This window comes from Fodinicurvata halophila (genome assembly GCF_042651425.1).
GTDB classification, from domain to species: Bacteria; Pseudomonadota; Alphaproteobacteria; order Kiloniellales; family DSM-21159; genus Fodinicurvata; species Fodinicurvata halophila.
Map to the genome: position 1 here is coordinate 139,750 of NZ_JBHSCW010000010.1, position 25,732 is coordinate 165,481.

26 protein-coding genes and 2 pseudogenes are annotated in these 25,732 nt (G+C 64.8%); 14 read left to right on the top strand and 14 right to left on the bottom strand.

What is annotated here, in order from left to right; genetic code table 11:
* Positions 1 to 4 precede the first annotated feature (4 nt).
* Positions 5 to 1,135 carry an extracellular solute-binding protein gene (locus ACFOW6_RS15795; RefSeq protein ID WP_382423388.1) on the bottom strand — a complete coding sequence of 377 codons (1,131 nt, stop codon included), beginning with the start codon at positions 1,133 to 1,135 and terminating at the stop codon, positions 5 to 7.
* Positions 1,122 to 2,837 carry a chloride channel protein gene (locus ACFOW6_RS15800; protein ID WP_382423389.1) on the bottom strand — a complete coding sequence of 572 codons (1,716 nt, stop codon included), beginning with the start codon at positions 2,835 to 2,837 and terminating at the stop codon, positions 1,122 to 1,124. The genes ACFOW6_RS15795 and ACFOW6_RS15800 overlap by 14 nt, the downstream gene beginning before the upstream one ends.
* A 584-nt stretch (positions 2,838 to 3,421) precedes the next feature.
* Between ACFOW6_RS15800 and ACFOW6_RS15805 the strand changes: the two genes are divergently transcribed.
* Together ACFOW6_RS15805 and ACFOW6_RS15810 are read left to right on the top strand one after the other, a co-directional pair.
* Positions 3,422 to 5,020, top strand: coding sequence for a FumA C-terminus/TtdB family hydratase beta subunit (locus ACFOW6_RS15805; RefSeq protein ID WP_382423390.1), 1,599 nt, complete (start codon positions 3,422 to 3,424; stop codon positions 5,018 to 5,020).
* Positions 5,021 to 5,069: 49 nt separating this feature from the next.
* Complete coding sequence (locus ACFOW6_RS15810; protein ID WP_382423391.1) at positions 5,070 to 5,660, top strand: hypothetical protein; 591 nt, start codon at positions 5,070 to 5,072, stop codon at positions 5,658 to 5,660.
* Between the two features lie 4 nt (positions 5,661 to 5,664).
* On the opposite strand, the gene ACFOW6_RS15815 is transcribed toward ACFOW6_RS15810, so the two are convergent.
* Both ACFOW6_RS15815 and ACFOW6_RS15820 read right to left on the bottom strand, forming a co-directional pair.
* Entirely contained in the window at positions 5,665 to 6,663 is a 999-nt protein-coding gene (locus ACFOW6_RS15815; protein ID WP_382423392.1) for a DMT family transporter, read from the bottom strand.
* 467 nt (positions 6,664 to 7,130) lie between these two features.
* Positions 7,131 to 7,922: an XRE family transcriptional regulator gene (locus ACFOW6_RS15820; RefSeq protein ID WP_382423393.1), complete on the bottom strand. Its 792-nt coding sequence runs from the start codon at positions 7,920 to 7,922 to the stop codon at positions 7,131 to 7,133.
* Positions 7,923 to 8,062: 140 nt separating this feature from the next.
* Between ACFOW6_RS15820 and ACFOW6_RS15825 the strand changes: the two genes are divergently transcribed.
* The 3 genes from ACFOW6_RS15825 (at position 8,063) to ACFOW6_RS15835 (ending at position 9,650) form a co-directional block, all read left to right on the top strand.
* The gene (locus ACFOW6_RS15825; RefSeq protein ID WP_382423394.1) at positions 8,063 to 8,440 is read left to right on the top strand and encodes a hypothetical protein; all 378 of its coding nucleotides are present in this window, start codon (positions 8,063 to 8,065) and stop codon (positions 8,438 to 8,440) included.
* Complete coding sequence (locus tag ACFOW6_RS15830; RefSeq protein ID WP_382423395.1) at positions 8,437 to 9,009, top strand: hypothetical protein; 573 nt, start codon at positions 8,437 to 8,439, stop codon at positions 9,007 to 9,009. Before ACFOW6_RS15825 ends, ACFOW6_RS15830 begins: the two co-directional genes overlap by 4 nt.
* A gap of 356 nt (positions 9,010 to 9,365) precedes the next feature.
* The gene (locus ACFOW6_RS15835) at positions 9,366 to 9,650 is read left to right on the top strand and encodes a HigA family addiction module antitoxin (protein WP_382423459.1); all 285 of its coding nucleotides are present in this window, start codon (positions 9,366 to 9,368) and stop codon (positions 9,648 to 9,650) included.
* Positions 9,651 to 9,975: 325 nt separating this feature from the next.
* On the opposite strand, the gene ACFOW6_RS15840 is transcribed toward ACFOW6_RS15835, so the two are convergent.
* The 7 genes from ACFOW6_RS15840 to ACFOW6_RS15870 form a co-directional block, all read right to left on the bottom strand.
* The gene (locus ACFOW6_RS15840; protein WP_382423396.1) at positions 9,976 to 10,347 is read right to left on the bottom strand and encodes a hypothetical protein; all 372 of its coding nucleotides are present in this window, start codon (positions 10,345 to 10,347) and stop codon (positions 9,976 to 9,978) included.
* A gap of 45 nt (positions 10,348 to 10,392) precedes the next feature.
* Complete coding sequence (locus ACFOW6_RS15845) at positions 10,393 to 11,595, bottom strand: hypothetical protein (RefSeq protein WP_382423397.1); 1,203 nt, start codon at positions 11,593 to 11,595, stop codon at positions 10,393 to 10,395.
* A complete protein-coding gene (locus ACFOW6_RS15850) occupies positions 11,592 to 12,275 on the bottom strand; it encodes a TetR/AcrR family transcriptional regulator (RefSeq protein ID WP_382423398.1) in 684 nt (227 codons plus the stop codon). The genes ACFOW6_RS15845 and ACFOW6_RS15850 overlap by 4 nt, the downstream gene beginning before the upstream one ends.
* Before the next feature lie 354 nt (positions 12,276 to 12,629).
* Positions 12,630 to 12,863, bottom strand: coding sequence for a hypothetical protein (locus ACFOW6_RS15855; RefSeq protein ID WP_382423399.1), 234 nt, complete (start codon positions 12,861 to 12,863; stop codon positions 12,630 to 12,632).
* A 250-nt stretch (positions 12,864 to 13,113) separates the two neighbouring features.
* A complete protein-coding gene (locus tag ACFOW6_RS15860) occupies positions 13,114 to 13,392 on the bottom strand; it encodes a hypothetical protein (protein ID WP_382423400.1) in 279 nt (92 codons plus the stop codon).
* 150 nt (positions 13,393 to 13,542) lie between these two features.
* Complete coding sequence (locus ACFOW6_RS15865) at positions 13,543 to 14,106, bottom strand: GNAT family N-acetyltransferase (RefSeq protein ID WP_382423401.1); 564 nt, start codon at positions 14,104 to 14,106, stop codon at positions 13,543 to 13,545.
* A 129-nt stretch (positions 14,107 to 14,235) separates the two neighbouring features.
* Positions 14,236 to 15,366 carry a M20/M25/M40 family metallo-hydrolase gene (locus ACFOW6_RS15870; protein WP_382423402.1) on the bottom strand — a complete coding sequence of 377 codons (1,131 nt, stop codon included), beginning with the start codon at positions 15,364 to 15,366 and terminating at the stop codon, positions 14,236 to 14,238.
* 306 nt (positions 15,367 to 15,672) lie between these two features.
* Here ACFOW6_RS15870 and ACFOW6_RS15875 point away from each other — a divergent pair, with 306 nt between their 5' ends.
* The 6 genes and pseudogenes from ACFOW6_RS15875 to ACFOW6_RS15900 all read left to right on the top strand — a co-directional run bounded on the left by ACFOW6_RS15875 (position 15,673) and on the right by ACFOW6_RS15900 (position 19,284).
* The gene (locus tag ACFOW6_RS15875; protein ID WP_382423403.1) at positions 15,673 to 16,023 is read left to right on the top strand and encodes an antitoxin Xre/MbcA/ParS toxin-binding domain-containing protein; all 351 of its coding nucleotides are present in this window, start codon (positions 15,673 to 15,675) and stop codon (positions 16,021 to 16,023) included.
* An 8-nt stretch (positions 16,024 to 16,031) separates the two neighbouring features.
* On the top strand, positions 16,032 to 16,526 hold the full coding sequence (locus tag ACFOW6_RS15880; RefSeq protein WP_382423404.1) for an RES family NAD+ phosphorylase: 495 nt from the start codon (positions 16,032 to 16,034) through the stop codon (positions 16,524 to 16,526).
* A 189-nt stretch (positions 16,527 to 16,715) separates the two neighbouring features.
* The gene (locus ACFOW6_RS15885; RefSeq protein ID WP_382423405.1) at positions 16,716 to 17,024 is read left to right on the top strand and encodes a hypothetical protein; all 309 of its coding nucleotides are present in this window, start codon (positions 16,716 to 16,718) and stop codon (positions 17,022 to 17,024) included.
* A gap of 234 nt (positions 17,025 to 17,258) precedes the next feature.
* Entirely contained in the window at positions 17,259 to 18,620 is a 1,362-nt protein-coding gene (locus ACFOW6_RS15890) for a hypothetical protein (protein ID WP_382423406.1), read from the top strand.
* Between the two features lie 243 nt (positions 18,621 to 18,863).
* Positions 18,864 to 18,974 (top strand): annotated as a pseudogene (locus ACFOW6_RS15895) (transposase); the annotation flags it as partial.
* 103 nt (positions 18,975 to 19,077) lie between these two features.
* Complete coding sequence (locus ACFOW6_RS15900; RefSeq protein WP_382423407.1) at positions 19,078 to 19,284, top strand: transposase; 207 nt, start codon at positions 19,078 to 19,080, stop codon at positions 19,282 to 19,284.
* Between the two features lie 287 nt (positions 19,285 to 19,571).
* On the opposite strand, the gene ACFOW6_RS15905 is transcribed toward ACFOW6_RS15900, so the two are convergent.
* Positions 19,572 to 20,255 (bottom strand): hypothetical protein, encoded by a 684-nt coding sequence (locus tag ACFOW6_RS15905; protein ID WP_382423408.1) that lies wholly within the window; start codon positions 20,253 to 20,255, stop codon positions 19,572 to 19,574.
* A 369-nt stretch (positions 20,256 to 20,624) separates the two neighbouring features.
* On the opposite strand from ACFOW6_RS15905, the gene ACFOW6_RS15910 reads away from it, so the two are divergent.
* Positions 20,625 to 20,999, top strand: a complete 375-nt coding sequence (locus tag ACFOW6_RS15910; RefSeq protein ID WP_382423409.1) for a hypothetical protein — start codon at positions 20,625 to 20,627, stop codon at positions 20,997 to 20,999.
* A gap of 193 nt (positions 21,000 to 21,192) precedes the next feature.
* On the opposite strand, the pseudogene ACFOW6_RS15915 reads toward ACFOW6_RS15910, so the two are convergent.
* Positions 21,193 to 21,610: pseudogene (locus tag ACFOW6_RS15915) on the bottom strand (transposase); the annotation flags it as partial.
* A gap of 539 nt (positions 21,611 to 22,149) precedes the next feature.
* Here ACFOW6_RS15915 and ACFOW6_RS15920 point away from each other — a divergent pair.
* Positions 22,150 to 22,707 (top strand): terminase small subunit-like protein, encoded by a 558-nt coding sequence (locus ACFOW6_RS15920; protein ID WP_382423410.1) that lies wholly within the window; start codon positions 22,150 to 22,152, stop codon positions 22,705 to 22,707.
* 77 nt (positions 22,708 to 22,784) lie between these two features.
* Here the strand turns inward: ACFOW6_RS15920 and nirK are convergent, their stop codons facing one another.
* Complete coding sequence (gene nirK / locus ACFOW6_RS15925; RefSeq protein WP_382423411.1) at positions 22,785 to 23,960, bottom strand: copper-containing nitrite reductase; 1,176 nt, start codon at positions 23,958 to 23,960, stop codon at positions 22,785 to 22,787.
* Positions 23,961 to 24,227: 267 nt separating this feature from the next.
* Between nirK and terL the strand changes: the two genes are divergently transcribed.
* Positions 24,228 to 25,730, top strand: coding sequence for a phage terminase large subunit (gene terL / locus ACFOW6_RS15930; RefSeq protein ID WP_382423412.1), 1,503 nt, complete (start codon positions 24,228 to 24,230; stop codon positions 25,728 to 25,730).
* The last annotated feature ends 2 nt before the right edge of the window (positions 25,731 to 25,732 follow it).

A 25,732-nucleotide genomic window follows, 5' to 3' on the forward strand; every position in this document is an offset into this window, starting at 1 on the left:
GGGCTCAGTTCCCGTCCTCGCCCCTGGTCAAGGGGTCGCCGTCCGCCAGCCAGTTGTCGAACAGGCGCTGTCGGAAGCTCTCGGTGCGCGCGTACCACTCGCTGTCCTCCCAGATCGCCGTGCCCAGGTGGTGCTCGGCAGTGGGCAGCTGGGCGGTGATCGGTGCCATGGTCTGCTCGTCCAGGCCGAGGCGGCGCATGGCCGAGCGCCGCGAGGGACCGTAGGGGATGTGGCGCACCTGCTCGGCCATACGCTCGGGCTGGGTGGCGAAGGCGATGAACTGTTCCGCCAGCTCGGGCTGGTCGCTGCCGGCGGGAATGGCCCAGGCGTCGTAGTCGAGGATCTGGTGATCCCAGATGATGGAGATCGGCACGCCCTCGGTGCGTCTTTCGTAGAAGCGACCGTTGAAGCCGCTGGCCATGGCGACCTCGCCCTCGGCCAGCAGCCGGGCCGGTTCGGCCGGATCGCTCCACCAGACGATCTCGTCGCGGATCTCCTCGAGGCGGCGGAAGGCCAGGTCCATGCCGCGCCGGGTGCTGAGCAGGTCGTAGAGCTGTGAGCGCGGCACGCCGTAGGACAGCAGGGCCCATTCCAGGATGGCGCCAGGCGACTTGCGCAGGGCGCGCTTGCCGGGGAAGCGCTCGATGTCGAAGAGAGCCTCGATGCCGGAGGGCTTCTCGCCGGGAAAGGCTCGCTCGTCGTAGGCCACCACCGTGGAGAAGACCAGCTGCACCACCGCGCAGGGCAAGAGCGCGCCGTCGATGAAGTCCTCGCGTGCCGGCGTGCCGTCGGGGGCGGGCGGCAGGATGTCCGGGTCGATGGGGCGCAGAAGGTCGTCCTGGCAGCCCTTGCGGGCGTCGGCCGAAACCAGGTCGATGACGTCCCACTCCGTCTCGCCGTCCTCCAGTTCGGCGCGCAGGTCCTCCAGGTTGCCCTCGTACTCCACGACCTCGACCTCGACCCCGGTCTCCTGCTCGAAGGGGTCGAAGTAGGCGATGCGCTGGCTTTCCTCGTAGACTCCGCCCCAGGAGACGACCGTCAGGGTGTCCGTCTCGCCGTCCTGGGCCGCGCCCGCAGCCGGCCAGAGCGCTCCGAGCAGGCAGGACAGCAGGGCGATACGCTCAGGCCGCTTCATTTTCCTCTCTCCTCAACTCGCGGGACAGGTCGCGATAGGCGCTGATGACCACGCCCTCCGGGGCGACACCGATCAGCCGCCCGTCAACGGACGAGACCACGGGGGCGGCCTCGCCCAGGAAATCGACCAGGCCGTCCATGGCGGCGAGAACGCTGGTGGTCTCGTCGAAGACGATGGGGCTGCGCACCGCGGCCTCGCCGGCGGTGCGCTCCGGATCCTGCTGCAGCAGGTGGCGGGCGGTCAGGGTTCCCAGGTAGCGGTCGTCCGCGTCGACGACGCAGATGGTGTCCCAGTCCTGGCGGCAGAGCTGCTCGCGCAGATCGCCCAGGCGCTGCCGGCTGTCGCAGCGCGGAAAGTCGGTGACCATGTAGTCGGCCACGCGCGTGTGCGACAGGATGGCGCCGTCCCGGCCGAGCGCCAGGTCGCAGCCCCGGTTGAGCAGCTGCACGTCGAAGATGGAGCGCCCGAACAGGCGGAAGGTGACCAGGTTGGCGAAGACCACGGAGACCATGGCGGCGATGGTGAGCGCGTAGCTGCGCGTCAGCTCGAAGACGACGATGATGGTGGTGAGCGGCGCGCCGATCACCGGGCTGGTCAGCGCCATCATGCCGCAGATGGCATAGACGACAATGCCCGAGGTGTCGACGGGGGAGAACTGGGCGACGATCATGCCGAACAGGGCGCCGAACAGGATGCCGATCAGCAGCGACGGGCTGAAGACGCCGCCCGGGAAGCCGAAGCCGAGGCACAGCGCCGTCAGGACGACCTTGGCGACGACCAGCAGGGCCAGCTCGTGCCCGGCGAAGGCGCCCTCGATGGTGGCGAAGCGCAGGGTCTCGTAGCCGATGCCCATGACCTCCGGCAGCTCCAGGGCGACCAGCCCCACCGCCAGGCCCGCCAGCATGGGCCGCAGCGCGAAGGGCAGCGACAGGCGCCCCGCCAGCTTGCCGCAGGAGAGGATGAGCCGCATGAAGGCGATAGCCACGAAGGCGCAGAGGATGCCCTCGACGGCGAAGAACAGGAACTCGTAGCTGTGCTCGACCCCCTCGAAGGCGACGGTGAACAGCGGTTCGCGCTCGAAGATGACGTTGGCGAAGACATAGCCTGTCGCCGCGGCGACGGTGGTGGGCGCGAAGGCGCGCAGGGAGTAGTGGCGCAGGATCACCTCGTGGGCGAAGACCAGGCCGGTGATGGGGGCGTTGAAGGCGGTGGAGATGGCGGCGGCGACGCCGCAGCCGATGGCGACGCCCTGCAGGTGGGCGATGCCCAGGTTCAGCCGCGCTCCCAGGGCACCGATCTGGGCGCCCAGGTAGGCCATGGGCCCGTACTGACCGACCGAGGCGCCGGCGCCCAGGGAGATCGCGGCCGCCAGGCTGGAGACCAGGCCGTCGCGCAGGGACGGCATGGGGGTGCGGGTCTGCACGGCGAGGATGGCGTCGGGCGGCGTGTAGCCGCGCCCTTGCGAGGTCAGGCGGGACAGCATCACGCCGACGACCAGGCCGCCCAGCGTGGGCACCAGAAGGGTCGCGCCCTGGATCAGCAGCGGCCGGGTTTCCCAGACGATGCGCGCGCGCGGTGCCACCAGCAGCAGGTCGTTCAGCCAGGCGACCAGCTCGACGAAGCCGATGGCGGCCAGGGACGCCAGTGTCCCGATGGCGATGCTGAGCAGTGCCAGCACCGTGATGCGGTAGAGCGCCTGCATTGCGAACCCCCCGTTCGAACGCTTTATCCCCCCTTATTGTCGTCAGTATGCCCCCTTCATCGCCGATTGCCCAACATTTCCTTGTGGTTTTCGGGGGCGCGGGGAGAGGGAGGGGCAGGTCCATTCCCCCGGTGCCGTTGGGGTGAGCCCAGTCTTGTCGCTTGTGCCAACATGTTTCGAGGGCCCTTCAGGCCGCCTCAACATGAGGAGAGTTTTTTGTTTGTGACCAGGAGGTTAAAGCATTTCCTCATTCTGAGGGGAGGTTTTGGTTCATATCACCATACTAAAAGCAGCTTCATGTTGAGGTGCATCCCGAAAGGATGCCTCGAAACATGCTGGCACCGGCTGTGCCATTGGCGTGAGTCCGGTCCAACAGCCTGTGCCGGGCCGCTTCGAGGCTCGCTTTCGCTCGCACCTCAGCGTGAGGGGATTTTTTTGTTTATTTCCAGTTACTTAAAACACTCCCTCATGTTGGGGTGCCCCCGTCAGGGGGCCTCGAAGCATGCTGGCATCGGCCGTGGCGTTGGCGCGAGGCTTGCCGCGCCGTGCGTGCCTTCGCCGAATCCCAGTGCTAGACTGGGTGCATGAACGACTACAGTCCCATTTTCCAGAAGGGCGCGGACGAGACGGAGTATGTCAGCCTGGGCAGCGACGGGCTGGCGGTGGAGCGGTTGGGGGCGCGCGAGTTCCTGACCGTCGCGCCGCAGGCGCTGTCGGCGCTGGCCGAGCGGGCCTTCGCCGACCTGGCGCACCGCTTCCGGCCATCGCACCTGCAGCAGCTGCGATCCATCCTGGAGGACCCCGAGGCCTCGGACAACGACCGCGAGGTGGCACAATCGCTGTTGAAGAACGCGGTGATCGCCTCGGCCGGGGTGCTGCCCAGCTGCCAGGACACGGGCACGGCGCTGGTGATCGGCGAGAAGGGGCAGCAGGTGCTGACCGAGGGCGACGACGCCGAGGCCTTCAGCGCCGGGATCGCGCGCACCTATGCCGAGCGCAACCTGCGCTTCAGCCAGCTGGCGCCGCAATCGATGTTCGAGGAACAGAACACCGGCACCAACCTGCCCGCCCAGATCGACATCGCCGCCGTGGCGGGCGACAGCTATGACCTGCTGTTCGTCGCCAAGGGCGGCGGCTCGGCCAACAAGACCTTCCTGTTCCAGCAGACCAAGGCGCTGCTCAATCCCGAAAAGCTGCACGCCTTCCTCGAGGAGAAGGTGGCCAGCCTGGGCACCGCCGCCTGCCCGCCCTATCACCTGGCCATCGTCATCGGCGGCCTGTCGGCGGAACAGACGCTGAAGACCGTGAAGCTGGCCAGCTGCCGCGCGCTGGACGGCCTGCCGACCACGGGCGATGCCACGGGCCGCGCCTTCCGCGACCGCGAGCTGGAGGGCCAGGTGCTGGAGATGACGCGCCATCTGGGCATCGGTGCGCAGTTCGGTGGCAAGTACTTCTGTCACGACGTGCGGGTGATCCGCCTGCCGCGCCATGCCGGCAGCCTGCCGGTGGGCCTGGGCGTTTCCTGCTCGGCCGACCGCCAGGTGAAGGCGAAGATCACCGCCGACGGCATCTTCCTGGAAAAGCTGGAGGCGCATCCCGAACGTTACCTGCCCGAATTGTCGGAGGGTGCCGGCACGGCGCCGCTGACCCTGGACCTGAACCAGCCGATGGACGAGATCCGCCGGACCCTGTCGGGCCAGCCGGTGGGCACGAAGCTGAGCCTGACGGGGCCGCTGATCGTGGCGCGTGACGTGGTGCACGCCGAACTGCTGGAGCGCCTGCAGGCGGGCGAAGACCTGCCCGACTACGTCAAGGACCACCCCATCTACTACGCCGGGCCGGCCAAGACGCCGGAGGGCATGGCCTCCGGCTCGTTCGGCCCGACGACTTCGGCGCGCATGGACCCCTATGCCGCGCCCTTCATGGCGGCCGGCGGCTCGCTGGTCACCCTGGGCAAGGGCAACCGCAGCCCGGAGGTGCGCCAGGCCTGCGCTGACCACGGCGGCTTCTACCTGGGCACCGTGGGCGGGGCGGCCGCGGCCATCGCCCAGGATCACATCCGCAAGGTCGAGACCCTGGACTTCGCCGAGCTGGGCATGGAGGCGGTCTGGCGCATCGAGGTGCAGGACATGCCGGCCTTCCTGGTGATCGACGACCAGGGCAACGATTTCTATGCCCGTTGAGGCGGGCGTCAGCGGGACCACAGTAATTCGAAGACAGGGAGATCAAGGTATGGCGACAGGCGGGATGATGCGCAAGCGGAGCCGGAGAGCCGGCCTCCTGACCGTGGGGCCATTGGCGACAGCTGTTCTGGTGGGCGGTGTGCTGCTGTCCGGCGGTGCAGCGGCTGACGAGCTCCAGCAGTTGGGAACCATCGAGGCCAGTATCGACGGGTCGCAGGGGCGTTGGGAAACTCTGGCCGTGCCGGCGGAAGGCGCGGCCACCGCCAACTATCGCATCACCGGGGCGACGACCAGCATCGCCATCCAGGGCCACGATCCCGACGCCGAACACATGCGGCAGAACGTGCTGAACCTGGAGGTGAGGCTGGTGGGCGAGGAGGCCGACGCGGAGATCCTGGGGGCCGGCGTCAACCTGTTCCCCGACGGCCTGGAGAACCCCTTCTATGTCAGCGACGCCGAGGGCGCCGGGGCCAGCGTGACCTTCGAGCACCTGGACCTGGGCGCCGAGGAGGGCGTGGCCGCGGGCCGCTTCACGGCCACCATCTGCCGGCGCGAGAGCATCAAGGCCGAGGCCGATCCCGACGCCTGCCGCGAGGTCGAGGGGCGCTTCGACACCGAGCTGCGCGTCCTGAAGGACTGAGCGGTCAGCCCTTGCCGGAGCGGCGCGGTTCGGCAACGCGCCGGAAGGCGGCGAGGTAGACGCCGACGCCGGTGAAGACCACGCCGACGCCGTGGTACCAGTGCAGCCGCTCGCCCAGGAAGACCACGGCCATCAGGCTGCCGAACACCGGGATCAGGTGGATGAACTGGCCGCTGCGGTTGGCGCCGATCAGCTCCACGCCGCGGTTGAAGCAGACATAGGCCAGCAGCGAGGCGAAGCAGGCGACGTAGAGCACCGAAGCCAGGGTCGCCAGGTCGGCCTGCGGCTGCCGCCCGAACGAGAGCTCCAGCAGGAAGGCCGGCAGCAGGAAGAGGGCGGCCAGGGCGACGATCACCGTCATGAAGCTGAGCGGGTGCACCTGGGGCCGCTTGCGCAGGAACACCGAATAGAGCGCATAGCAGCAGAAGGCGACCATCAGGATGAGGTCGCCCGGATTGAAGCGGATGGACAGCAGCGCCAGGGGGTTGCCCTGGCCGACGATGATGGTGGCGCCGACGATGGACAGCCCCACGCCGACGAGCTGTTTCGGCGTCATGGTGTCGCGGAAGACGAGGAACGAGAAGAGCACGATCAGCACCGGGATGGTCGACTGCAGCAGCGCGCCGTGCAGCGCCACGGTGTGGTTCAGTGCAACATAGACCAGGGTGCTGAAGGCGGCGAGGCCGGTGACCGAGAGCAGCAGCACCGCGGGCAGGGAGCGCCGGATGACGCGCCAGTCCCTGAGCGTGCGCCGCCAGGTGAAGGGCAGCAGGATCAGCAGCGCCAGCGACCAGCGCATGAAGCCCAGCGCGACGGGCGGCACGAACTCGTAGACGGCGCGGCCCAGCACCACGTTGCCGGCCCAGCAGAGCGTGGCCGCCAGTAGCAGCAGGTAGGGCATGTCGAACAGCTGGCCGGGCAGGCGCTTGGGCGAGCGGGGGCGTTTCGCCGGCGCGGATGGTGCGTCCCCTTCGGGGGCCTGCGATGAAGACCCTTCGGACATGCGTTCCCCTGCTGTCAGGCTGTTGGCTGTGGGCGTGCGGGACGCCCCGGTTCAGGGCAGCAAGACTGACCTGTGACCGCCTTGTTCACAAGCCGGGAAGTTACAAGGAAACTTGTGGATTGTGGGTGGTTGGGCCTGGGCCGAGATGTTTCGAGGGCGCACTGCGTGCGCCACCTCAACATGAGGGGTTGGTTTAGAAAATTGAAAACAAACACAAAAAACACCTCACGCTGAGGTGTGAGCGAAGCGAGCCTCGAAGCGGCCCGGCACAGGCGGTTGGGCTGGGCTCACGCCAATGTCGACGCTGGTGCCGGCGTTCTTCGAGGGCGTACTGCGTACGCCACCTCAGAATGAGGGTGGGGTCTAAGCGGTTGGTGAAAAAGAAAAATAGATCCTCACGCTGAGGTGGCCAGCCGTTAGGCTGGCCCTCGAAGCGCGCTGGCACCGGCGGTGAAGTTGGTCGTGGCTCAGTCGTAGTAGACGCCGACCACAAGATGGAGGCCGGCGACATGGGCGCGGGGCAGGGTGAACTCGCCGGCGGGGTTGAGCTGGCGCAGCACCACCTGGTCGGCCTCCAGGCGCACCAGCTCCTTGATCCAGGCGGTGTGCTCGCCGCCCGTGTCGTCCAGGGGGAAGGCGTCGACGGCCTCGGGCTCTCCGGCGATCTCGCGGCTGATCACCAGCACGTCCTTGCCGCGGCGGACCGGACGCTGGGGGTGGATCAGCAGCAGGTCGCCCTGGCGGTAGCGCGGCTCCATGGAATCGTTCACCACGTACATGGCGAAGGCGTCGGGCACGCCGCCCAGGGGCGCCGGGCGCTCGATCCACTCGATGGGGTCGTAGGCGACGATCATGCCGTCGGCGCCGCCCTGGGCGCTGGCATAGACCGGCAGGTCGCGCGCGCCCAGCGGCGCCGGGCGGGGCGGGCCGGCCACGTTCGGCCGCGGCAGTGGGCTGCTCTCATGCGCCGGGCCACCCTGTTCCGAGGGGGCATCCTGCAGGAGGCCGGGCGGCAGGCGTCCGGCGGCCAGGTCGGTCGGGTCGACGCCCATGAGCCGGGCCAGCTGCATCAGGTAGCGCGGCGCCCGCGTCTGCCCGCTTTCCAGCTGGGCCAGCGCCTGTTGCGTCACGCCCAGGCGGGCGGCCAGCTGGGGCTGCGACAGGCCGGCCGCGCGGCGCCAGCGGCGCACCAGCTCGCCCAGCCGTGCGTCCCGATCCGCCGTCTCCTGATTCGCCGTCTCTGAATCCTGCCTCTCCATGATCCGAGATCCTAGGAGTCTTTCCACAAGTTATCAACAAGAAAATTTGTTGCATTCGGAACAAGCTTGCTTGTATATAGAACAAATAGGGAACAAACAGTCTAGCGGCATGAATCGGAGAAGGGAAGGAGCTTTCAGGGATGCAGGATGGGAAGCAGGATGCCGGGCAGCGGAAGAAGGGGCAGGTACGCCAGGGCCAGATGAGCCACGAGGAGGACGTGGAGGCGACGCCGGAAGAACCGAGGGACAGCCTGGGCGAACTGGCCCGGCGCCTGTCGGGGCGAGTGGCCTGGCAGCGCATGAGCGCGGCGGCGACGCGGCGTGCCCTGGGCCTGCCGCCGCCGCCTTGTCGCGAACGTGCCGAGTACGAGGAGGGCCGCCTGGACCGGGCCGCCGGCTGTCGCCGGCCGCGGCAGGGCACGCTGGCCTATCGCACCGGCTTCCGCGCGCCCCGCCTGCCCGGCACGGCTGCGCGTGCGGCGGCGCGCGTGAAACAGGCAGGGGAGGAGCGCCGATGACACGCGCACAGGCACGGCGCCGCCTGGCGCTGCAACGCGCAACGGCGGCATCCGAGACCGCCGCGCCCGCGGCTTGGCAGGAGCGGCAGGCGCCGACCACCGCCGTGGAGGTCCGCCTGGGCCAGCGCCTGGAGCGGCAGGGCGACGGGCGCCTGGCGCTGGTGACCCTCAGCCAGGTCCGGACGCGGCGCCGGCGCGTGGATGCGCGTCTGTGGGACGGGCTGTCGCACGAGGAGCAGGCGGCGGCCGAATGCATCTGGCAGGCCTTCGCCGTGCTCGCCCGCGGCATGGGCCTGGCCTCTTGCGCCCTGCCGCGCGAGCGGGTGGACGGGACGCCGGCCGACGGCGAGGGCGCGCGCCGCCTGGTCGACCTCTATTTCCGCTGGGCCCGGCGCTGCACCGCCGAGGGGGTCGAGCACGCCACCATCATGGACGTGCTGGGCTATGGCTACAGCTGCGCCGAGACCGACCGCAAGCGTCGCCGCCGCAAGGGCCACACCCGCGCCCAGCTCGACGCCGGCCTGGCCCTCTACTGCCGCCTGCGCGGCTGGCCGGTTCGGCGGCGGTGAGGGGCGCATGGAGGCTTTCAAGCTTCTGGAAATACGTCACCCTCACGCTGAGGCGCGAGCTGCAGGCGAGCCTCGAAGCGTCTTGGCACGAGTGGTGGAACCGAGGCTCATGCCAATGGCGCAGCCGGCGCCAAGATGTTTCGAGGGGCAGCTACCGCGGCCCGCCTCAACATGAAGACATTCTTAGTGTGCTGAAAAACAAAGGCTTAGCATTTGCGGGCAAAGGGGAATAAGCCTCGCAACCCAGTCGAGAGCGTGTCGAAGGAATGCCGACACGGGCGATGCAATATGTATCATATCATGATACATATTTATGGACTTGATGCTGGATAAGGTCAAATCGAATGCTGTCTGAAATGCCCCCAGTCCATCCCGGCGAAATCTTGCGTGAGGAATACCTGGTTCCCTTGGGGCTATCCGCCGGTGCCTTGGCGAGGCGATTGGGCGTGCCGCGCACGCGCATTGAGCGCCTGGTGAAGCAGGAAACGCCGATCACACCGGACACGGCTCTGCGTCTGGCACGCTTTTTCCGCACAAGCCCGGAATTCTGGATGAACATGCAGGCCACCCATGACCTGAAGGTCGAGGCGGAGAGGAAGAAACGCGAGTTGGATGCCATCGAGTCCTTCGAGGCGGCGTGATGCACTTGAGGGTATTTTGGTAGAGGAGCAAACAAGCTCAAGATGAGAGTATCGTTTATCGCATTGGTATTAAACAAAAACCGCCTCACGCTGAGGTGCCCGCGAGAGCGGGCCTCGAAGCGTCTTGGCACAGGCGGCCCGGCTGGTCTCATGCCAATGGCACAGCCGGTGCCAACATGTTTCGAGGGGCCGCTACCGCGGCCCACCTCAACATGAGGTCATTCTTAAGGTGCTGAAAAAACTATTTTTTCGTATCCAGGAATTTGCGTAACCGAAATGATAGGACCTTCATTGCGCACCCCGGCACAGCCGGGTCTTCCCAGGTTCAGAAGGCGGGGGTGAAGCCGCGCTCGAGGCAGGCCTTGCGCGGCTCGTGGACGGCGAGAGCGCGCGGGGAGACCTCCCGGAAGGGAATCTGGAGCCGGAAAATCTCGAAGGTGATCATCCCGCTCGTGCAGTTGACGAGGATGTTCACCACATGCCCGCGATAGGCCATGCCCGTCCGGGTAATATCCAGCTCGGTCCAGTCGATCGGCGTGCCGCTGTAGTCATCGTAGGGTGGCGCGTAGCCGCCGCGGGTGCGGTCAAAGGCCTGTACATCGAGAAACGTACCGATGGCGAGCAAGGCGACGAGCAGCACGCCGGAAAGGGCGAAGGCGTTACGTGCCAGGTTCATGATCCTGTGCCGGACCGTCATGGTGTCCTCCCTGGTTTGGCCGGCTCTTGAACGCGGGCGCGCTGGTCAGGTCACAAGGACCGCGTCGAGCGATCGACGCGGAGAGAGACGGGCCGGCTCCGCGGCATGGCCGGCCCGGAACACGAAGGTGGGGTGCCAGGCGGCATCGCCGGTCAGGGCGGCCAGCTGTTCGGCCGTGCGCGGCGGGGCGCCCGTCTGCGCTTCGCGATCCACCCGCTCCGCCGGCTGGTTGAGTGGCTGCGCGACGAGGCCCTTTGACGTGAGCCAGAGATGCAGCCTTTGCCAGAGCCGCCCCGCCTGGAGCGCCGCGGCCGGATCGTAGAGGTCTGGCACGGCGATCATGCCGAGCAGCGGCGCCGTCGCGACGTGAACCTCGCGGGTGCCCTTGAGCCATTGCTGGTCCGCCTCCTCGCCGGAGGGCGCGGGCAGGATCTTGGCGAGGGCGTTGAGCAGGGGCGGCAGGCCCACGGCATCGAGGGTCACGCCGTCGCGATGCTCCTGCACCGCCTGCCAGTCGAAGCGGAACCAGCGGGCACTGTCCCTCGCCATCTGGCGGTCGTCGATGATCGCCTGGGTGCTGGAGACGATCAGCTTGCCCAGCCTGTCCCGCTCCGCCTCCGCGCCGGGACCGAAGAGAAACAGCCGCAGGGGTGGATCCGCCGGGACCAGCGCCTGCAGCTCCTCCTCGAGCCCGCCGGGCAGCGCGCGGGCGGTGTCATAGGCACCGCGATGGGTGTGACGCTCGGGAATGGCCGTGAACAGATCGCTCGTTGCCGCCTGTCCCGGGGACAGCCCGAGCACCGCCACCCGTTCGAGCGTCTCCTCCCGGGGCCGGGTCAGGGGACGGATAGATGTGGCCGAGACCTCGGCCTCGAGTCCCTGGGCCCTGGCGGCCTGGACCATGTTTTCCAGGACACAGCCCAGGGACAGCATCATCTCGCGACGGTAGGGGTCGAAGCTGCCCAGGTGACGGCTGTGATCGGCATAGAGCGTGATGGTCTCGCCGTCGACCTGGAAGCGCCAGGGCTGGGTGTTGTGTGCATTGGAGGCCAGGATGCCTGCCTTGACCAGGGCCAGCGGGCCCTCGTCGGCGGGTGGCCAGGACTGCCAGGGGGCATAGGCCGGGCCCTCGCCGACGGCGAACACGCCGTTGTGCCAGCTGCGCCAGGCAAGCCCGCCGCCGGTGAGGGTGCCCAGTCCCGTCAGGCCTGCCCCCAACAGGCGGCGGCGTGTCATCTCGAATTTCATGGGTCTTGGTCCAGGTTGGTGGCCGGGGAGATCGAGTCTGCAGACGGATGCGGCAGCTGCACCGCGGCCAGCATGTGCTCCGCAGTCCTGCACAGCTGTGTCCAGCCGGCCTCCGACTGCAGGTCGAGGCCGTTGAAGACAGACAGGTGACGGCCGCGCGCCGCGAGATAGTTGGCGGCCGCCCCCAGCAGGGTGAGCAGCGGCGCGACCTGGGCCAGGAACTCGGACTCCGCAACACCGAAGCGCTCCGCCAGGCAACGCATCACGGCCAGGCTGCGCTGCTCGCGCACGCTCTCGAGCGCCGCCGTCAGTTCGTTGCGCGCGCTCATTTCCCAGGCGATCACCTCCAGGGTCACGGGATGGCGGCGCAGGAAGGCGACATGACGCTCGAACACACGAGCCAGGGTCTGCGCCAGCGCGTCCGAACTGTCCGGGTCGGGCAGCGGCTCGGCCAGCAGGTCGTCGACCCGCCACCAGAAGTCGCCGGCCTCGGCATAGGCCGTCAGCAGGCCGGACAGCCCGCCGAAATAGCGATAGATCAGAACCTTGTCGACGCCGGCGCGGCGCGCGAGCGCGTTGATGCCGACGCCCGCGAAACCCTCGTCCAGAATGACGGCCTCGACAGCCTGGATCAGGCTGGTTTCGGTCGTGTCCCGGTCGCGGGGAGCGGTGTCGTTCATGCTGCAAGCCTTTATGTCACTGATGAGTGACATTGTATAGTCACCGGATGGTGACATGTCAAGGCCTGTCGCTGGATACTTCAGGCACGGCTTCGATGCAGGCTGGGCTGGGCTCAAGCCAACGGCATAGCCGGTGCCGGCATTCTTCGAGGGCGTACTGAGCACGCCGCCTCAGAATGAGGATAGGTTTAAGGTACTGATATAAAACAAAAAAATGACTCACGCTGAGGTGCTCGCGTTAGCGGGCCTCGAAGCGTCTCGGCGCAGGTGGTGCGTCCGGGCTCGCCTTTATACGTGGCGCCGTGCCCGCCTGCGCATGGCTTCTGCACGTGCGGACGGACCGGATCGGCGCCGTCAGGAGGCGTCGGTGGAGGGCCGTGCGTCCCGGGACTTCGAGCTGGAGGGGCAGAAGACGCGGCAGAGCATGCGGGTCAGCGCGTTGCCGCGGCGGCCGGTTTCTGGCTTGCCGGTTGGGCCGGCCGGGGTGGCTCCGCCTTCGGCTTCCCAGTCGCTGACGGCTTCGCTGTCCGGGGACTTGCCGGACGCGCCCTTGGACGGGCCGGCGGACGTGGTCTTGCGGGAGGTCATGTGGGGTCTCCTGGTGTGAGGGGATGTGCGGCGCCGGGGGGTCAGCGCGCGGTGGCTGTCTTGCGGGGCGCGCCGCCGGTCGGGCTGGGCCTGGGCGGGGCGCCGAAGGGTGAGTTGGCGGCCTGCGGCGTCTTGACCTGCTTGGGTTTTCGGGGCTCGCGCCCGCTACGTTTCTGGCCTTTCGCCATGGGAGTATCCTTTCCGGGTGTTTTGCGCGCTGTTCACGCGCGTGTGAGTGAAGGGGTGTGCGTCAGGCGGAGGGCGCGTCTTTGTGCGCCCGGTCGCGGGTCAGCGCGGCCTGCAGCTTCAGATGATCGATCGCGATCGTCTCGCGCGGCTTGCGGCCCGAGGTGACGGCCGGCAAACGGATGAAGGTGGCCACGCGGCGATAGGCCACCCAGGTTGCGCCGGCAATCACCTCCTCATCCTCCTCGACGGCGTAATCGCCGGCGGGCTGGAGGCCGTCGAGGCCATCCAGGGCGAAGGGCGCGAAGAAGTGAACGATCCTTTGGCGTGTGCGGGTGGCCATGGGCCATGTCCTTCGCCCGGGCGCAGCAAACGCTGTCCGGGCCGGTCTCGTGGAATGCGGGGAAGGGGCGGCGGCGCGGATTCTGGCACCGTGCGGCGCCGGACCCTTGGCCTGCATATCAATCGACAGAGACTGCCGCGCAAATGCGGTTTATTTAAGGCCCTGTTTCGCGGGGCCCGGCGGCTGGCCGTCGCCCAGGCCGAGCGCGCGCTGCATCAGCACGGTGTCGAGCCAGCGGCCGTGCTTCCAGCCCACCGAGCGGAACGTGCCCACCAGGGTGAAGCCCATGGCCTCGTGCAGGGCGATGGAGGCGCGGTTGGCGGAATCGCCGATCACGGCCACCATCTGGCGGAAGTCGCGCGCCGCGCACTCGGCGACCAGCTGGCTCAGCAGGGCGCGGCCGACCCCGCCGCCGCGGGTGTCCGCGCTGACATAGACCGAGCTTTCCACGGTGCCGGCATAGGCCGGGCGCGGACGATAGGCGCCGGCGTAGGCAAAGCCGATCACCGCGCCGTCGCGCAGCGCCACGATGTGGGGATAGCCGGCGGCCAGCAGCGCCGCGCGCCGCGCTGCCATCTCGTCTTCGCCGGGCGGCGCCAGCTCGAAGCTGCCGGTGCCGTGCCGCACCGCCTCGCCATAGATCGCGGTGATCGCCGGGATGTCGTCGTCCCGGCTGGCCCGGATCTCCGGCGCCGTGAGCGTGGCGGCTGTCATGCTGGTGCGTCCCTGCTGTGCCCGATGGGGAAAGGATACGAAGCGCCGGCGGAGGTGCAAGGGGGTTGGCGGGTGCTTTCAGAAAACAAGTTGGGCTGGAAAGGCATGCAGATGGCGTCCGTCTGCCCCCTACTCCAACCGTTCCAGCAGGCCGGCGATCACGCGGCAGCGGGGCTCCAGGGAGCTGACCAGCAGGTGCTCCTCGTGGGTGTGGGGGCCGCCGCCGCAGACACCCAGGCCGTCCAGGGTGGGGATTTCCAGGGCGCCGGTGAAGTTGCCGTCGCTGCCGCCGCCGAACTGGCCGTGCTCCAGGGTCAGGCCCTGTTCGGCGGCGATCGCGCGCGCCGTTTCATAGAGGTTCAGAGTGCCCGCGTGCGGCTTGAACAGCGGGCGCACCGGGCCTTCCTCGACCTCGATGTGTCGGTCCTCGCCCTGTTCGGCCAGGCCCAGGACGCGGGCGCGCACCTCCTCCATGTCGGCCTCGGTGGGGGCGACGCAGAGCAGCTGGGCGCTGCACTCGATGGGCATGACGTTGGCGAAGGTGCCGCCCTGGATGACGCCCACGGAATAGGTCACGCCGCGCGCGAAGTCGGACCAGGAATCCACCTGCTGGATCACCCGGGCCATCTGGCTGATGGCGCTGCGCCCGGCGCGGTTGTCGGCGCCGGCATGGGCCGGGCGGCCGTGACAGCGCAACAGGAAGCGCAGGAAGGCATGGCGGCCGGTCACCAGCTTGCCCTCGCGCGACGGCTCGGGCACCAGGACGTGGCGGTGCCGCCGCGCCTCGGCCTCGATCAGCGGGCGTGAACTGGGCGTGCCGACCTCCTCGTCGGGGATGACCATGACGGTGACGGGCAGCTTCGGGCGCCCGCCGTCGCGCAGCACCTGGCGCAGGGCGTGGACGGCCAGGTAGAGGCCGCCCTTCATGTCGAAGATGCCGGGGCCATAGACCCGGTCGCCCGCGCGCCGGATGGGCAGGGGACCGTCCAGCGTGCCCTCGGGGTGCACCGTGTCCACATGCCCCAGGATCAGGATGCCCGGCCCCTCCATCTGCCCCGGGAAGCGCGCCAGCAGCACGTCGCCGTAGCCCTGGCCCTGATCGACGCGCTCGATGGCGCCGCCCAGGGCGCTGAGCTCGCCCTCCACGGTGTCGACCATGCGGTTGACGGCTTCGCGGTTGTAGCTGGGGCTTTCGATGGCGACCCAGTCCAGGAGGCCGGAGAGGATGGAGTCGGGGTTGAAGGCGTTGGATCGGGTCATGGGGGCCGCCGGTGGTTCGGTTGGAAGGCAGGTGGGACGCTTGACCGGAGAGCGGCCTGGCGCAGTTCGTTCTTGGCGTTGCGCGCTTGGGGGCGATGTTAACGCTGCGTCCCGGGCAGGGACAGCAGCAATTGCAAGCGCGTGCCGGTTTCCGCCATCGCTTTTTATACGCGCAGTGCGGCTGCCGAGCAGGGGTGTCTGGATGAAGGGGCCGTCATGGCGTGAAGTCTCTTGTTCTTGATATGCGCTTATAGTGACGCTATATTACGTCAGTAAAAGCGGCATTCTATGTGACGGGAGAAGGTCATGAACCTGGCACAATACTCCGACGAGGGGTACTTCGCGCCGCGCAAGATCGCGGACGCCCTGCGCACCACCAGTGACGAGATTGCCCGCACGGTCGGCCTGGGCAAGGACGCGGTCCAGCGCCGCGATCGCATCCGCTCGAACAAGACACAGCGGCGGCTGCGTGAGATGGTCGAGGTGATCAACAAGGTCGAGCCGCGCTTCGGGTCCCTGCTGATCGCCTATGCCTGGTATCGTTCGGAGCCGCTGGCCGGTTTCTCGGGCCAGACCGCCATGCAGCTTGTGCGCGAGGGCCGCGCGAACGAAGTGCTCGACTATATCGACGCCGTCGATGCCGGTGTGCACGCCTGATCAGCAGCATGAACTATCGCGGCAAGCTCTATCGCGCGCTGAATCCCGTTCATGCACGCCAGCCCCTGTCCGGACGGGGCGCCGAACTTCACGGCGGCCGTTTCAATTCGAAAGGCCTGCCGGCGCTCTATGCCTCCCTGACCGTGATGACGGCGCTGCGCGAGGCCAACCAGGTGGGCAGCCTTCAGCCCACGACGCTCGTCTGTTACGAGGCAGACATCGAAAGCGTCTTTGACGGCCGCGAATCGGCCGCGCTCGAGGCCAGGGGCATGACCTTGCAGGCCCTGGCTGACCCGACCTGGCGCGACCAGATGAAAGCCAGCGGGGACGCGAAGACCCAAATCTTTGCACGCCAACTCATTGATGAGGGCTATCACGCCCTGCTTGTCCGGAGCTTTGCCCCCGGCGCAACGGAACAGGACCTGAACCTGGTCCTCTGGCGCTGGGGAAATGCCGCCCCGGCGCGCTTGAGCCTGATCGATGACGAGAACCGTCTGGCGTGATGGTCCGCTACAACGTCGGCTGCCGGGATGAGGAGGTCTGCACCTGAAGAAGGTGGATGAGGATTATTTTGGGTAAATGCTCTAGCTGGACAGTCCAGGAATCAACCTGGCAGAGCGTCAGAGGCTGCTCTTCTCATTCGCTGTCGGGTTTGGTTAAGTGAGCCGGAGATATGACAGCCGGGGGCGAGCATGACCGTTTGGCACTTTGTGGATGATGATGCGGGTTACCTGGATTGGCTCAAACAACACCCCTTTGGCTTTGTGGTGAACCTGCGCCGTAGCTTCGATCCAGATTATGTCGTTCTTCATTGTGCCAGTTGCGTCTCGATCCAACGATACCCGAAAATGAAGAGCGAACCCGGAGGCTTTACCGAACGCGGCTATACAAAGCTCTGCGGCGAGTCTCTAGGCTCTCTTGAGCAGGAATTGGAACGGTTCACAACACGGCCCGAGCCGTTCTCCAAACGTTGTTCCCTCTGCATGCCTAAATCGGAGTAGGGCTCTCGCTCCCAGCTCGTTAGATGATTCTTCCGACAGTGGGAAATAGGGACCGACATTAACCATCCCGTCATTGCCCGAAGATCTATGAAGGCCATGCACTCTACGCTGAGGCATAGCCGTCGCCCGTGAACAATCCGCCTGAAATAAGCATCAATTGCGCCGTACTCGTAAAGATGGTAGAGGCTAAGAAAGAAATACAACGATAAATTCCGGATCATCCAGGGGGCTTCCATGAATACGTTGCCGGAGATGCTGAAACAGGGCGACAAGGCGCGGCTGTTTCCCGTTCTTGCCGATACCAGTCGAGAAGGCCGTATGGCCTCCATATTCCTCGCCGCCTTGCCGATGGTTCCGTCTCTCGCCGAAGAAGTTCTGGGTACGGCCGGCTTTCGCGTCGGCAAGCGCACGCGCATGGAGACCTATACGGAGGTCGTGCTGAAGAATGGCCCGACGACAAATGACCGACCGGATGGACTGATCATTGCGAAGAACCCGAAGTCTTCCTGGTCCGCTCTTGTGGAAGCGAAGGTGGGGAAGGCGGAGCTCCAGCCTGAACAGGTTGAACGCTACCTGGAGCTTGCCAAGGCCAATGATATCGATGCCGTGGTCACGATCTCGAACCAGTTCGTGGCGCGCGCCGATCAGTCACCGGTCCCGGTTTCCAAGAAGCTGACCAAGAAGGTTGGCCTCTATCACTGGTCCTGGACCTGGCTCAGGACCCAGTGCGAGATCCTCCATTACCAGCAATCGGTCGAGGACCAGGAGCAAAAGTTCATCGTCTCCGAGTTCCACCGCCTGCTGCAGCATCCGGGCACGGGTATCGAGCGCTTTACCCAGATGGGCCAGAACTGGAAGGAGATTGTCCAGTCCGTCACGAACAAGGAGCATCTCAAGAAAAGCAGTCCGGATGTGGAGGACGCGGTTGCGTGCTGGTTCTCCGAGACGCGCGATCTGAGCCTGCAGTTGTCCCGATACATCGGGAAACCGGTCAAGGAACGGATCGAGCGCAAGTTCCAGTCGGATGGAGCTGCGCGGCTTAAGCAGGGAATCTCCAATCTGGTTGAGACGAATTCGCTGACCAGCGGGTTTGTGGTCCCGGATGCTGCCGCCGATATCGAGGTCTGCGCAGACCTGGGGTTCAAGACCATCGAAGTCTCCATGAAACTCAAGGCACCGACGGACCGGAAATCGCCAAAGGCGCGCGTGAACTGGCTACTCAAGATGCTCAAGAAGGATGATCCGAGACTGATCATCGAAGCACACTGGCCGGGACGGAAGCCACCCACGCAGAAAGAGGTCGATGCATTACGGGAAGACTCCAGCGCGATCGAAGACGGATCATCGGAAACGTCTCCCCATTCGCTCGAGGTCAAGTTGGTCGAACACTTGGGGATGAAGCGGTTTGCGGGACGCAGAACCTTCATCGAGGACCTAGAGCGCATTGTGCCGGAGTTCTATGACCTGGTCGGCCAGTACGTAAAACCATGGCAAGCTCCCCCGCCTAAACCCAGAAAGAGGGCTCCTTCTGAGGACCAGTTGCAGAGTGAAGAAGAAACGATTCTAGAAGATGAAGATCAGAGGTTTGGAGCATAGCCTTTGAGTGTCTGGCCCGAAAAGAGTTGAGTGATTTCAGTCTCTTATGATTTCTCCGTGTGTTGAGCAACCGATGGAGCCGCAAGATGTGAACTGAAACCGCTTGCCCGATGTATGATCGCAGTGCCCTAAGGTATGGAAGTGATATCACTGATGCCGAATGGGCTCTGATCACACCGCAGTTGCCCGAAGCGCGCGCTCTTGGGCGGCCGCGCGTGACCTGCCTGCAGCGAGGTCGTCAACGGGATCTTCTACATCCTGCGTACGGGCTGCCAGTGGCGGTTCTTTCCCCGGGACTTCCCGCCGCGCTCGACGGTGCAGCGCTATTTCTACGCCTGGCGCGACGATGGCACGTGGCAGACCATCAACCATCTCCTGGTCATGGCTGCGCGAGAAGCCGAAGCCCGCAGTGCCAGTCCGATCATTGGGATCCTCGACAGCCAGTCGGTTAAGGCGAATGAAAGCGGCGGTGTGTCTTGGTTTCGATGCCGGCAAGAAGGTGAAGGGCCGGAAACGTCATATCCTCACCGATACCGGCGGCCTGCTGATCTCTGGAATCGGGCACAGGACTGGCGTCGAGGATTGTGATGGTGTGCCCGACCTGCTGACGGATATACGCAGTGCCTATCCTTGGCTGTGCCTCGTGTTTGCCGATGTCGCCTAAGTTGGGGCCAAGCTCATGAGGGCGCTCAAGCGTCTGGGCGATGGACACTTTAGGTTGTGCGTTGCAGCGATGCCGCAAGTGGCTTCGAGGTGCTGCCGCTTCGCAGGGCTGTCAAGCGAACGCTGGCTTAGCTCAACCGCAACCGCCGCCTCGCCAAGGGTGAGCCATCGACAGTGCCCAAGCATAGCTTCACCCCACCCGCGTCCAAATCCTCATCAGGCGCCTCGCAACGTATTGATATCATGTAAAATATTTTAAGTTAGCCTCTCAAGTTATCTGAAAATGAATTAACCCTCGTCATCCATTTCCCTAATAAGTTTTTTATATTCCTTCATAGTCAAAGGCTCAGCGTCTTCTATTCCTTCAAAAGAATTAAGTAGTTGGGAAACATTTTTATTACGAGAATTACTAATTATATCTGCAATAAACTTGGAAGTTGCTTGCTCTGTACTATCCAATATAGTAGTATTTAGATTATCAATACTTGTCATAGTAGCTTGATATTCAAAACTAATGGAATTCACCCCCACATTAAATTCTTCTTGTTTTCCAAGCTCAGTATAAACACGCGATATACTCCTGACATTCATGGTCCCAACGCAAGTTCCTCTTTCCGTTCTCCATCCTACCGTATTTATAAGAAACTTGGGGGTAAATAGACTAGTACTTGCGAGTGGTTCCTGGTAGACGCGGATATCGCTTTGCTCAAATGCCAGACGTGCTTTCTGGCGAACGGTTTCCACGTTCGTCCAACACCCACCTTCAACGTCATCAACTACTTCCAGATGTACGTTCTGAATCAAGCCCAACGATTCTTCCAAGGATATATAAGTTGGATATGTGGACTCTGATTCTTGGCCTAATGCCTCTCTGGCATTCAATATAAGAGCCGTTGAGAGCACCGCCGTCATCATAGCGAGTAAGAAATAGACAGCATTTGCTGTACATCTATTTGGAGTTCTAAGCCCCATAAACCCTGCCTCACATACTCCCAAGTACGTTAGTTTAGTGGTTAGGAGTTTATACCAAAGCCTAACTCAAATTTGAGCTTTCAAGGAAACGATTTTTCCCAAACCGTCGATGGGATGATTGGCACCGCAATCACTCTGCACCCTCGCTTACCATTGGCTTGACACATACTGACGTGACCCCCCATTACCATTCAGAAATCAAAGGTAATTTCTCAGACATGAGGGTTGCGCATGGGAGGGGGGCAAAACGACCTGAACTTGCTCGTTCGATGCATAAGTTTCACGGTATCGAGCGGACATCGGGCAGAACAAGAAGCCATTGACACTCTTGAGCACTCTGGCTCTTCGAGTGCAGTCAACATACTCAGGATGGTACGGATCCAAAGAGAGATTATCGCAGTTGGTGCTTTTTCTATGTATGAATCCCTACTTCAATCCGAGCTTGAGTGGTCAAGGCCATTTGATGAATTACGGGATCGTTTGGAAGAACAAGAGCACCATGACCTCTCCAGTCGTTTCGAAGATTACAGGTTAGCTATCAATGTTTTGAAACATGGGACCGGGTTAAGTCACACACGCCTACTAGAAAGACGGGAAGAACTTGAATTTGCGATCAAAGAACCATCCACGTTCTTTTACGAAGGTGACATAACGGAAGGACAATCACTCATTGATGTAGACGAGAAATTCGTGCAGAGATGTGCGGAATTAATTAAAGAAACGCGAAATAAAATAGATAAATAACGAAATATAAATATATAATTTATAGATATATACATAAATATATAAATGACATATCATTTAGAGCATGGTTTAATGAATCAGATTTAAGCATCCATTCTCCCATTTCCGCGCACTATTAAGATTCTATTTGAGAATATAATCAATAACTGATTCTGCGTAGAAGCATGCTTCCTATGGCGACAAGCGTCATGGCCTAGGAGACGTCGATGCGATATTCGTAATCGCGCACCAGTCGGCTCCAACGCATCAGCCAGCTGAAGATGTACTCGACGACCCATTGCCGCGGCAGCGCCTAGAATCCAAAATCCTGGTCGATTCACACACCACCTCGATGACGAAGTCGTGGAAGGCGACCTTATCCGTGAGCTGGGTCCGATCATAGGCGCCATCGGAAAAGAGATGCTTGAGCCAGGGTTAGCGCTTGCGAATGGCGTACAGGATCATTTGCGCTCCGGCGCTGTCCGAGATATCCACCGGGATGAAGTTGATCATCAGCAGACGCATATCGGTATCCACCGCAACATGATGCTTGCGCTACACGGTCTTCTTGTCGCTATCGAAGCCCCGTTCCGCTCCCGGCGCGGGGCCTTCACCGGCTGGCTGTCCAGAAGTGAGCCTAGCTTAATAGATAGGGGTACGGTCCCCTAACGCTTTGTCCAAGCAGCACTGGGCCAGAAATAAGGGAGCCCCATGTCTTGCTTACCCGTTTTCAACGGGCGTCCTTGATTGCAAGGGATCGGCAATCTCCATAAGATTTTGAACAGGATTTTAAGAAAGAACATCGAGCTCTTACTTGCGAGAGGCTGCATGATAGGCTCGGTTGGTGGCAAAGACCGGTTGAAATAAGAAAGTTTTATCAGCCATTTAATTGAGCAGGCATCTGTTTGAAAGAGTAAGGTCTTCTTGAATAGAGGCCGCTATTTCGTGGATTGAAAAGTGAACGGTCTAAAAAAGCCAAGAAGGCTTCAGAAAGAAGTCTAGAAAGGTAAGGTCGGGCCTGCGCCAGGCGGATCGCTTCAGCCCGGCCGGGTGAAAGCCATCAATCCCCTTGACACCCGGGGCTTGTTCCGGTTATGTTCACCTATCATCGAAAAGTTTGAGCGGAACCCGCGGCCCCTGGGGCGGCGGGTTTTTTCGTGGGGAAAGGCCGATGGGTGCGGACGGGGAGGATCAGGGCGGAGACGCTGGTGGAGCGGCCAACGCCACCGCTGAAGACTGGCGCGACTTTCTCTGTCGCCGCTTGGCGGCGGGGGAGGTGCTGGGGCAGCTCTGCGGGCGGCGCGGCATTCCCGAGCGCGCAGCGGTGCTGGCGGCGCTGGCGGGCGAGCCGGGGCTGGCGCGGCGCTTCGCGCTGGCCCTGCAGCTGCAGCGGCAGCAGTGGGCCGAGGAGATCCTGGAGATTGCGGACGGCAGTGAACCGGCGGACCCGGAGGGCGACGGGCGCCTGGCGCTGAGCCATGCCCGCCTGCGCATGGAGGCGCGGCGCTGGGTGCAGGAGATGACGCGCCGGGCGGCGGCGCTGCCTGCGGAGGGTTTCGCGTCGGACGGTTCTGGAAAGAAGGGCATTGCGGACGACAGTGCGGATGCGGGCGCCGAGCGGGCGGAGGCCCTGCTGGCCGCGGCCCAGCTGGACCGGTCCGAGCGCGCCTTCCTGCGCCGCCTGCTGAACAAACGGCTGGCCCGGAAAGACCGGCGCCCCACAAGATAACGACGCCCCAGAGGTTAGTTTCTCCGGGGCGCCGCTGTTTCAGACTTTGACGTGATCGCCCTTTGGGCGCCGCCAAGTCAGGCCGTGTCTTCCTCTTCCATCGGGTTGAAGATCTCGTGGTTCTCCTCGCCCTCGACGATGAGGTGGCCGGCCAGGCCGCGTTCGGCGCGCGACAGGGCGTGGTCCACCAGCACGTAGGTGCCCGGCACCTGGGTGGTGAACTCGGTCATGATGGCGCCGCCCGCCGGCACCATGGCCGTCTGCACGTTCTCCAGCGGCGGGCTGGTCAGCGAGCCATAGGGATGGACGCGGTCGAAGATCTCGCCGATCACGTGGAAGGCCGCGGAATAGTTGGGCCCGCCGGAGCCGTAGAAGATGCGCACGCTCTCGCCCACCTGGGCCTTCAGGGGATAGTGGTCGGTCAGTGCGCCCACGTGGCCGTTCATCACGAAGAACTCGGGCCGCTCGTTCAGCAGCTTCTCGTAGCTCTCGGTCAACAGGCCCGAGGTGCCGAAGGCCTCCTCGGTATAGATCTCGCCCTGCATGACGTAGAACTCGCGATCCACGGGGGGCAGGCCCTCCTCGGGCTCGACCAGGATCATGCCGTACATGCCGTTGGCGATGTGCAGCGCCACCGGCGGCACGGCGCAGTGATAGACGTAGATGCCGGGATTGAGCGCCTTGAAGGTAACCTTCTTGGTCTCGCCCGGCGCCGCCGTGGTGGCCTCGGCGCCGCCGCCGGGGCCGGTGGCGGCGTGGAAGTCCACGTTGTGCATCATCCAGCTGTCATCGGCGTTCTTCATGGTGACTTCCACCGTGTCGCCGACGCGCACCCGGATCATGGGGCCGGGCACCGTGCCGTTGAAGGTCCAGAAGCGGAAGGTGCTGTTGTTCGACAGATGGGCTTCCAGCTCGATGGTCTCCAGCTCCACCTGGACGGTGGCCGGTTCGCTGCGCTCGATGGGCGCGGGCACGTTCACCGGGTTCTCGGCGATGTCCGCCATCTCGGGGTGCGCGGGGTTCACCGAGTAGAGGCGGTTGCTCATGGTGCCGCTATGGTCGTGCTCGGCCAACTGGACCTCGCCCTGTTTCTGGGCGAGGGCCGGCGAGGCGCCGAGCAGGCTGCCCAGGCCCAGGCCGGCGCCTCCGGCAAGCACCCCGCGGCGGCTGACACCGGGGCCGGTGCTGCGCTGTCCTGTCTGTTCGGGGGTGTGGGCAGGGGCGTCGACGTTCTGGTCGTCCTGTTCTGACATGGTGCCTCCTCAGGTTCCGAGGTTTTGAGGTCCCGGCCGCGCGGCAGCGGCCAGGCGCCGGACCTTCTCGGGCAGGCAACGAACCGGGCGGATCGCATGGGACGCCTGCCCGTCTTGAGAGTTCCGGCGAAGGTCTATCCAGCCACAGGTTGGGGTTAAGATGCATCCTGTAAACCTTTTTTCGTGTGCTGCGGCGACCATCGCGGCATGAGCGCAGCGCGCAACGGAGGCAGAGGACATGGCACCGCGTGCGCTGCAGGAGCGACCTTGGCGGCACGAGAGCTTCGGAAGGGAAAGCTGCCGCGCGGCCTGGATGATCCGGCCCTGCTGGACGACCCTGGAACCGGCCTGGCGGCGCTGGACCGGCTGGAGGCGGCGGGCTCGCTGTCGGCCTTCATCGAGCTGGCCTGGCCGGTGCTGGAGCCGGGGCGGCGCTATCGCGGCAACTGGCACATCGACGCGCTCTGCCGCCACCTGGAGGCGGTCAGCCGGGGCGAGATCACGCGCCTGCTGATCAACGTGCCGCCGGGCACCATGAAGTCCCTGACGGTCAGCGTCTTCTGGCCGGCCTGGGAATGGGGGCCCCTGGGCCGGCCCTGGCTGCGCGGCGTGCTGGCCAGCTATTCCCAGCGGCTGTCGATCCGCGACAACCTGCGCTGCCGCCGGCTGGTGGGCTCGGACTGGTACCGGGCGCGCTGGGGCGGCGGCGTGCAGCTGTCGCGCGAGCAGAACGCCAAGGCCCGGTTCGAGACGCGGGCCGGCGGCTTCCGCCTGGCAACTTCGGTGGGCGGGCTGGCCACCGGCGAGCGCGGCGACCGCTTCGTGATCGACGATCCGCACAACGTGCAGCAGACGGACTCGGACCGGGTGCGCGAGGCCACGCTGCGCTGGTTCCTGGAAACGGTGCCCACGCGCCTGAACGATCCGGCGCGCTCGGCCCTGGTGGTGGTGATGCAGCGGGTGCACGAGCGCGATGTCAGCGGCCTGATCCTGGCCCGGGCGATGGACTACGAGCACCTGATGCTGCCCATGGAGTTCGAGCCCGACCGGCGCTGCGTCACCCGCCTGGGGCCGGCCGATCCGCGCCGACGGGCGGGCGAGCTGCTGTGGCCGGAACAGTTCCCGGCACGCGAGGTCGCACGCTTGAAGGACACGCTGGGCAGCTACGCCGCCGCCGGCCAGCTGCAGCAGCGGCCGGCCCCGCGGGAAGGCGGGCTGTTCCGCCGGGACTGGTTCGCGATCGCGGGCGCCCTGCCGGCCGACTGCACGTCGGTGCGCGGCTGGGACCTGGCGGCCACGCGGGCCGGCGCCGGGGCCGGGGCCGACCCGGACTGGACCGTGGGCGTGAAGCTGAGCCGCTCGGCCGAGGGGATCTTCTACATCGAGGATATCGTCCGCCTGCGCGGCAGCGGCCTGGAGGTCGAGCGCGCCATCCTGACCTGTGCGCAACAGGACGGGCCCGGCTGCCTGGTGGCCCTGCCCCAGGACCCGGGGCAGGCGGGCAAGGCCCAGGCGGCCTGGCTGGTGCGCCGGTTGGCCGGCTATCGCGTGAAGGCCAGCCCGGAAAGCGGCGACAAGGTCACGCGCGCCGCCCCGGTGGCCGCCCAGGCCGAGGCCGGGAACCTGCGCCTGATCCGCGGCGCCTGGAACGATGCATTTCTGGAGGAGGCGAGCTTGTTTCCCAACGGCGCCCACAAGGACCAGATCGACGCGCTGAGCCGCGCCTTCGCCGAGCTGACCGCCGCCCGCCCGCCGCAGGTGTTTACATGAGT

What these genes read in the sequence shown, in the direction of transcription:
- ACFOW6_RS15880 (WP_382423404.1), top strand. Translation starts at nt 16,032, where the DNA reads ATGAACTATCGCGGCAAGCTCTATCGCGCGCTGAATCCCGTTCATGCA.
- ACFOW6_RS15860 (WP_382423400.1), bottom strand. Translation starts at nt 13,392, where the DNA reads ATGGCCACCCGCACACGCCAAAGGATCGTTCACTTCTTCGCGCCCTTC.
- ACFOW6_RS15810 (WP_382423391.1), top strand. Translation starts at nt 5,070, where the DNA reads ATGGCGACAGGCGGGATGATGCGCAAGCGGAGCCGGAGAGCCGGCCTC.
- ACFOW6_RS15840 (WP_382423396.1), bottom strand. Translation starts at nt 10,347, where the DNA reads ATGACGGTCCGGCACAGGATCATGAACCTGGCACGTAACGCCTTCGCC.
- ACFOW6_RS15845 (WP_382423397.1), bottom strand. Translation starts at nt 11,595, where the DNA reads ATGAAATTCGAGATGACACGCCGCCGCCTGTTGGGGGCAGGCCTGACG.
- ACFOW6_RS15830 (WP_382423395.1), top strand. Translation starts at nt 8,437, where the DNA reads ATGACACGCGCACAGGCACGGCGCCGCCTGGCGCTGCAACGCGCAACG.
- ACFOW6_RS15885 (WP_382423405.1), top strand. Translation starts at nt 16,716, where the DNA reads ATGACCGTTTGGCACTTTGTGGATGATGATGCGGGTTACCTGGATTGG.
- ACFOW6_RS15800 (WP_382423389.1), bottom strand. Translation starts at nt 2,837, where the DNA reads ATGCAGGCGCTCTACCGCATCACGGTGCTGGCACTGCTCAGCATCGCC.
- ACFOW6_RS15875 (WP_382423403.1), top strand. Translation starts at nt 15,673, where the DNA reads ATGAACCTGGCACAATACTCCGACGAGGGGTACTTCGCGCCGCGCAAG.
- ACFOW6_RS15815 (WP_382423392.1), bottom strand. Translation starts at nt 6,663, where the DNA reads ATGTCCGAAGGGTCTTCATCGCAGGCCCCCGAAGGGGACGCACCATCC.
- ACFOW6_RS15835 (WP_382423459.1), top strand. Translation starts at nt 9,366, where the DNA reads ATGCCCCCAGTCCATCCCGGCGAAATCTTGCGTGAGGAATACCTGGTT.
- ACFOW6_RS15920 (WP_382423410.1), top strand. Translation starts at nt 22,150, where the DNA reads ATGGGTGCGGACGGGGAGGATCAGGGCGGAGACGCTGGTGGAGCGGCC.
- ACFOW6_RS15890 (WP_382423406.1), top strand. Translation starts at nt 17,259, where the DNA reads ATGAATACGTTGCCGGAGATGCTGAAACAGGGCGACAAGGCGCGGCTG.
- ACFOW6_RS15850 (WP_382423398.1), bottom strand. Translation starts at nt 12,275, where the DNA reads ATGAACGACACCGCTCCCCGCGACCGGGACACGACCGAAACCAGCCTG.
- ACFOW6_RS15900 (WP_382423407.1), top strand. Translation starts at nt 19,078, where the DNA reads ATGAAAGCGGCGGTGTGTCTTGGTTTCGATGCCGGCAAGAAGGTGAAG.
- ACFOW6_RS15805 (WP_382423390.1), top strand. Translation starts at nt 3,422, where the DNA reads ATGAACGACTACAGTCCCATTTTCCAGAAGGGCGCGGACGAGACGGAG.
- ACFOW6_RS15865 (WP_382423401.1), bottom strand. Translation starts at nt 14,106, where the DNA reads ATGACAGCCGCCACGCTCACGGCGCCGGAGATCCGGGCCAGCCGGGAC.
- ACFOW6_RS15910 (WP_382423409.1), top strand. Translation starts at nt 20,625, where the DNA reads ATGGTACGGATCCAAAGAGAGATTATCGCAGTTGGTGCTTTTTCTATG.
- nirK (WP_382423411.1), bottom strand. Translation starts at nt 23,960, where the DNA reads ATGTCAGAACAGGACGACCAGAACGTCGACGCCCCTGCCCACACCCCC.
- ACFOW6_RS15795 (WP_382423388.1), bottom strand. Translation starts at nt 1,135, where the DNA reads ATGAAGCGGCCTGAGCGTATCGCCCTGCTGTCCTGCCTGCTCGGAGCG.
- ACFOW6_RS15870 (WP_382423402.1), bottom strand. Translation starts at nt 15,366, where the DNA reads ATGACCCGATCCAACGCCTTCAACCCCGACTCCATCCTCTCCGGCCTC.
- ACFOW6_RS15905 (WP_382423408.1), bottom strand. Translation starts at nt 20,255, where the DNA reads ATGGGGCTTAGAACTCCAAATAGATGTACAGCAAATGCTGTCTATTTC.
- ACFOW6_RS15820 (WP_382423393.1), bottom strand. Translation starts at nt 7,922, where the DNA reads ATGGAGAGGCAGGATTCAGAGACGGCGAATCAGGAGACGGCGGATCGG.
- ACFOW6_RS15825 (WP_382423394.1), top strand. Translation starts at nt 8,063, where the DNA reads ATGCAGGATGGGAAGCAGGATGCCGGGCAGCGGAAGAAGGGGCAGGTA.
- ACFOW6_RS15855 (WP_382423399.1), bottom strand. Translation starts at nt 12,863, where the DNA reads ATGACCTCCCGCAAGACCACGTCCGCCGGCCCGTCCAAGGGCGCGTCC.